Raw genomic sequence first — 4755 nt, forward strand, 5'->3', positions numbered from 1 at the left:
CAGCCAGGCGCATGATCTCGCCGCGAGCCGTCCGGAAAAATTGCAGGAGCTGGTCGCCTTGTTCGATAGCGAGGCGAAGCGCACGCAGATCTATCCGCTGCTGCCGCAGCGCAGGCCGTTGCCCTCGCCGGCGGATGGCCGCACGATCTTCGATTATCGTCCCGGCGCCGATCATATTCCGCAGCGCATCGGCCCGAAATTCTCCGGCCGGGCCCACAGCATCACGGCGCGGCTGACGGCGTCGGCCAAGGCGCAAGGCGTGATCTTCGCCGATGGCGGCGATTATGGCGGCTTTTCGATCTATCTGCAGGACGGCCGGCTGACTTATGTCGCGCGGGCTTTCGGCAATGTTTCCGGCAAGCTCGTCGCCGCCAAGCCGCTTCCCGCGGGTCCGGTCGAGATCGGTTTCGAATTTGCGCCCGATCCATCCGTGACGCCGCGCGGACCGCGCGGGCCCTTTGGCGGAACGGGCAAGCTGACGGTCAACGGCGCGACCGTCGCTGAGGGGCGGATCGAAAATCTGGTCTTCTCCTACAATGAAACGCTCGATGTCGGGCTCGATTCCGGCGCCCCAGTCAGCCCGGACTATCGCGCGCCGTTCGCCTTCAACGGCCAGATCGAAACCGTGCGGGTGGAGCTGAAATGAAGCGCGCCGCCCGGGTAGCCGCCAGCGGGAGGAAAATCTTCTCCGGCGGCGCATCGCGCAGGGCGTCGCGCCTTCTCCAGCCCGTTCGTTAAAACGAACAATCTTGTTGACCGGGTCGGAAAACATTCTCAATATCTATGGAAATAATATAGTAAAGGCTTAGGCATGACCGAAGCAGTCTTGACGCCGGCCGCCGTGACGCGGCCCAATCTGACCGAGGACTGGCTTGCGGTCGTCATCGGTTTCGCGATCTTTCTTCTCGCGATCGCCTCCTATTTCGGCGCCGACCTGATCGGCTGGGTGGTGACCACGGCGGTCTGGACCGACGCCTCCAAGGCGCTGGCGCCGGCCGCGAAATCCTATGCCGCGCTCGGCGGGGCCGGGGCTCTTTTCACGACCTTCGTCGTGCTGCTGGCGGTGCTCAGCGCCGGCGCGGCGGTGCTCGGCGCCGATGTGAAGAAATTCGCAGCGGGCTTCGCGGTCGCCTTCGCTCTGTCCTATGCGAGCTGGATCGTCGGCTCCTACGCCAGCCTCGCGGTGGTGACGCCGGCGGATCAGGCGAAATTCGGCCTGTCCTGGTCGCTGAAACTGACCAATGAGGGCGGCTTCCTGGTCGCGCTGGTGGTCGGCCTCGTCATCGCCAATTTCTTCCCGCGCTTCGCCGACTGGCTGAAGGAGGCGATCCGGCCCGAGCTTTACATCAAGATCGCCATCGTCATCCTCGGGGCCTTCATCGCGGTGACGGCGGCGGGCAAGCTCAATTTGGCGTCTTCGATCCTGCTGCGCGGCGTCGCGGCGATTGTCGAGGCCTATCTGATCTATTGGGCGGTGGTCTATTACATCTCGCGCAAATTCTTCGGCTTCTCGCGCGAATGGGCGGCGCCTCTGGCCTCGGGCATTTCCATCTGCGGCGTGGCGGCGGCGATCTCGGTCGGCGGCGCCATCCGCGCCCGGCCACAGGTTCCGGTGCTGGTGTCGTCGCTGGTGGTGATCTTCGCGGTGGTCGAAGTGCTGGTGCTGCCCTTCCTCGCGCAGACCTTCCTCTCCGGCGAGCCTCTGGTCGCCGCCGCCTGGCTCGGCCTGGCGGTCAAGACCGACGGCGCAGCCTTGGCGGCGGGCGGCATTGCGGAATCGCTCATCAACGCCAAGGCGGCCGGCGAAGGCGTGCATTACCAGCCGGGCTGGATCCTCGCCACGACTGCGACGATCAAAGTGTTCATCGACATTTTCATCGGGGTCTGGGCCTTCGTGCTGGCCTATATCTGGACCAATTACATCGACGCGGCCAAGGGCGGCGAGAAGGCGAAAATCGGCGAGATCTGGCAGCGCTTCCCGAAATTCATCCTCGGCTTCATCGCGACTTTCGCGATCGCTCTGGCGCTCGCCCTGAACGCCGACGCGCAGAGCCTGCCCAAGCTCGCCTCGGCCATCGGCGAAGCCAATGTGTTCCGGGTGATCTTCTTCATCCTGACCTTCTTCTCGATCGGCGTGCTCTCGAATTTCCGCAAATTGTGGGCGGAGGGCCTGGGCAAGCTGGCGGCGGTTTATTTCGTGTCGCTGTTCGGCTTCGTGATCTGGGTCGGCCTGATCATTTCCTGGCTGTTCTTCGCGGGCGTCAAGCCGCCGCTCGCCGGTTGAGGAGTTTTCCCATGTCCCATGACGTCGCAGAGCAGAAGCTGAAGGCGGAACTGGCCAATCCGGTCGAGCCGCTGCTGCCCATCGAAAAGAAGCTGATCGGCTGGAGCCTCGGTCTCGGGCTGGTCCTGCTGGTCATTCTCGTCATCCTGAGCCGGCTGTTTCCGGTCGGCTGAAAGAGCTCTCCCAGAGGCGCTTGCCGCTACACGACGAACGCCGGCGGGCCTCCCGCCGGCGTTTCCGTCTTCGATGGAAGGAAAGGCCGTCAGGCCGGCGGCGCAGGCGTACGCACGGGACCGACATCGACTTGAATCTCGCTGCCTTCAACCCGCACGGGATAGGGATGCAGCGTGTTGCGGACGAGATGCGTCACGCATTTGCCGGAGGCGACGTCGAAACCCCATTGATGATGCGGGCAGGTGACCACTTTTCCGCTGAAGGTCGCTTCGTTCAGCGGCACGTCGGCATGGGGGCAGCGTCCGCGAAAGGCCTTGAGCTCGCCGCCCTCGGGCCAGACCAACAGCACGCTTTTCTTGCCGGCCACAAAGAAGCCCATGCCGCCTTCCTTGACGGCGCTGGCATCGCAGATGGAGGTGAAAGCCATGGGACTCGCCTTCCGAATGTGAATCTCTCTTTGGAACAGGCAAGTTGCGGGCCAGCGAAAAAGCAGGCGCAGACGCGCGCCGGGGGCGGCGAATGTCGCAAAGGCGACGTCCCGCGCCTTTCGCGTCAGGCCGCCGCGACCGCGACGGCGCTGATGATTTCCGCGCGACGGTCGAGGGCAAGAGGCCGCGGCGGACCCGTTCAATTCAGGTGAAAGCGGATGCTGGTATTGGCGCTGAAGCTGCCGCCCGGCGGCGGCGGCGCGTGGATCGCCGCAAGGATCGCGCCCGCAGCGGAATCGAGCGTCGGATCGCCCGATGAGCGGGTGATGGAATGGCTGACGACGCGGCCGGACGGCCCCACCGTGAAGGACACGCCGACATCGCCCGTCGCTCCGGCGGCGCGAGCCGCGGCGGGATAGAAGCGCCGGCGGTTGATCTCGGCCGACAGCAGCGCGGCATAGGAAGCGTGCGACAGACCGCCGGCGGTGGCGCCATTATGCGCGCCGCGGCGCGCCTCCTGCCGCTCGGCCTGCGGCGGCTGGCGCGTCGGCGCAAGTTCCGCGCGCTTGTGTTTCCGTTCGGCGGGTTTGTCGCGCGGCGGCTCGGCCGGCTGCTCGGGGGCGGCGGGCAGCGGCAGAGGCGGGGCGTCCGGCGCCGCGAGCAGGGGCGGCGGCGCATGGTCCGGCGGCGCGGCTGCGGGCGGCGACGGCTCCGGTTCGCTTGGCGCGATGGCGTCGACGCGCGTCTGGTTTTCGGCGCTCTCGCCCAGCGACACCAGCGCGACCTCGACGGAATCGACCGGAGAGAGGGCCACCGCGCCTTTGAACGTGACAAAGGCCAGACTGTGCAGGCCGATGATCGCGGCCAGCGCCAGGGGCCGCAGCCAAAGCGGACGCACGCCTTGCGCAGGCGGCATAGCCCGGATCTGTTCGCTTGCCTCCGCGACCTCGACGCCGGTCATGGGATCCGCTCTGGCATTGCAGGGTCCGGCGCCGACCGCGCGCGAGGGCGTGGTCCTGAATCGGACGCGCGACCGGAAGGTCGCGATGGGCCGCCTTAGACCGAATGAACCGGGCCGGCAACCTGCAAGTGACGCGAGCCGTCCTTGCAAAGAACCAATGACGCCGCCGCGCCGCGCGATTTTTGCTCTCGCGAATCTTCTGTTAGCTTTTCGTCATAATGAGCGTCCCGGCGCTTTGCGACCGGCGATGCAAGGGGAAGGAAAGCGTCTCATGCCAAGAAAAGAGATTCTCGACAGCGTCGAGAAATATGTCCGGCCGTTCCGGGTGACCTCGGGCAAGGGATTCCGGCTGAAGGATTTCGATCCCGGCGAGACGCTCGGCCTCAAGATGGACAAGGAGGAGGCGGCCGGTCTTCTGGCGCGCGGCAGCGAATGGCTCGCGGCCGAGCAGGACATGCTCTACGCCCAGGACCGTTGGTCGCTGCTGCTGGTGTTTCAGGCGATGGACGCCGCCGGCAAGGACGGCACCATCAAGCACGTCATGTCGCGCGTCAATCCGCAGGGCTGCGAGGTGTCGTCCTTCAAGCAGCCGTCCTCCGAAGAACTGGCGCACGACTTTCTGTGGCGCTATTCGCAACGCGTGCCCGCGCGAGGCAGGATCGGGATTTTCAACCGCTCCTATTATGAAGAGGTGCTGGTCGTCCGGGTGCATCAGGAGCTGTTGAAGGCGCAGAAACTGCCGCCCGAACAGGTCACGAAAAAGATCTGGGACGAGCGCCTGGCCGATATCGCCCATTTCGAGGATTACCTCAGCCGACAGGGCGTGATCGTGCTCAAGTTCTTCCTCAACCTCTCGAAGAAGGAGCAGAAGAAAAGATTCATGAAGCGCCTCGACAACCCTGATCGGA

The 4755-nt window shown here is 65.2% G+C and carries 5 protein-coding genes and 1 pseudogene; 4 read left to right on the plus strand and 2 right to left on the minus strand.

What is annotated here, in order from left to right:
- From ACE3S9_RS15010 to ACE3S9_RS15020, 3 genes and pseudogenes are all read left to right on the plus strand, one after another.
- Nucleotides 1-646: pseudogene (locus ACE3S9_RS15010) on the plus strand (arylsulfatase); the annotation flags it as partial.
- 165 nt (nt 647-811) lie between these two features.
- Nucleotides 812-2284, plus strand: a complete 1473-nt coding sequence (locus tag ACE3S9_RS15015; protein ID WP_374547286.1) for a putative sulfate exporter family transporter — start codon at nt 812-814, stop codon at nt 2282-2284.
- Between the two features lie 11 nt (nt 2285-2295).
- Nucleotides 2296-2457 (plus strand): hypothetical protein, encoded by a 162-nt coding sequence (locus tag ACE3S9_RS15020; RefSeq protein WP_374547288.1) that lies wholly within the window; start codon nt 2296-2298, stop codon nt 2455-2457.
- Between the two features lie 89 nt (nt 2458-2546).
- On the opposite strand, the gene ACE3S9_RS15025 is transcribed toward ACE3S9_RS15020, so the two are convergent.
- On the minus strand, nt 2547-2885 hold the full coding sequence (locus ACE3S9_RS15025; protein WP_374547289.1) for a Rieske 2Fe-2S domain-containing protein: 339 nt from the start codon (nt 2883-2885) through the stop codon (nt 2547-2549).
- A gap of 200 nt (nt 2886-3085) precedes the next feature.
- Nucleotides 3086-3847, minus strand: coding sequence for a cell envelope integrity protein TolA (locus ACE3S9_RS15030; RefSeq protein ID WP_374547290.1), 762 nt, complete (start codon nt 3845-3847; stop codon nt 3086-3088).
- A gap of 271 nt (nt 3848-4118) precedes the next feature.
- On the opposite strand from ACE3S9_RS15030, the gene ACE3S9_RS15035 reads away from it, so the two are divergent.
- Nucleotides 4119-4755 (plus strand): PPK2 family polyphosphate kinase (locus ACE3S9_RS15035; protein WP_374547291.1); only part of this gene is annotated, 637 nt, incomplete at its 3' end.

The organism is Rhodoblastus sp. (genome assembly GCF_041915505.1).
Taxonomy (GTDB): Bacteria; Pseudomonadota; Alphaproteobacteria; order Rhizobiales; family Beijerinckiaceae; genus Rhodoblastus.

Bases quoted from the DNA above. Each gene is read 5' to 3' on its own strand.
- ACE3S9_RS15020 (WP_374547288.1), top strand. From the start codon at position 2,296: ATGTCCCATGACGTCGCAGAGCAGAAGCTGAAGGCGGAACTGGCCAAT.
- ACE3S9_RS15030 (WP_374547290.1), bottom strand. From the start codon at position 3,847: ATGACCGGCGTCGAGGTCGCGGAGGCAAGCGAACAGATCCGGGCTATG.
- ACE3S9_RS15015 (WP_374547286.1), top strand. From the start codon at position 812: ATGACCGAAGCAGTCTTGACGCCGGCCGCCGTGACGCGGCCCAATCTG.
- ACE3S9_RS15025 (WP_374547289.1), bottom strand. From the start codon at position 2,885: ATGGCTTTCACCTCCATCTGCGATGCCAGCGCCGTCAAGGAAGGCGGC.